Here is a 506-nt window from a genome sequence, read left to right on the forward strand (position 1 = left end):
GGCCGTGCAGGGTGCACAGCAGGTGCAGGCGCAGGCCCCAGAAGAACCGGGAGTGGCTGGCGCAGTAGCCGTACTCGGCCCATCCGGCCAGGTCGGAGCGTTTGGCCGTCTCGCGGGAGCGCCCGCATTCCACCGGTGTGGAGTCGACGACCCACACCGTGTCGGTCCACAGCGAGGTGTCGCGGGCGAGGAGGCGGTTGACCCGTGCGATCAGGTCGGCGGCCTTGCGCAGGCGCCTGTTGTAGCCCGACTGCCCGGGCAGGTAGGGAAACAGGTGCCGCAGGTGGGATGAGGCGTGGCGGATCCAGCGGCGTTCGGAGGTGAAGCCGAGCAGTGCCTGCATCACGGCGAGGGTGACCAGCTCGGCATCGCTGAGCCGCGGCTTGATGCCGATCTCGGGACGCCGCGGGGCCAGTTGCGGCGATTCCTTCAGCAGGTCGTCGGTCTTCACGTAAAGTGCGGTCGCGAGGGAGTCCAGGTCTGGCGTCACAACCGATCTCTGGACT

General features: G+C 68.6%; 1 protein-coding gene. It reads right to left on the minus strand.

The window, feature by feature from the left end; translation table 11 throughout:
* On the minus strand, positions 1–490 hold a 490-nt coding region (locus ABD308_RS39490; protein WP_486327053.1), incomplete at its 3' end, for a transposase family protein.
* Positions 491–506: the final 16 nt, after the last annotated feature.

It is taken from the genome of Kitasatospora putterlickiae, from assembly GCF_039527695.1.
In the GTDB taxonomy this organism is placed as follows: domain Bacteria; phylum Actinomycetota; class Actinomycetes; order Streptomycetales; family Streptomycetaceae; genus Kitasatospora; species Kitasatospora putterlickiae.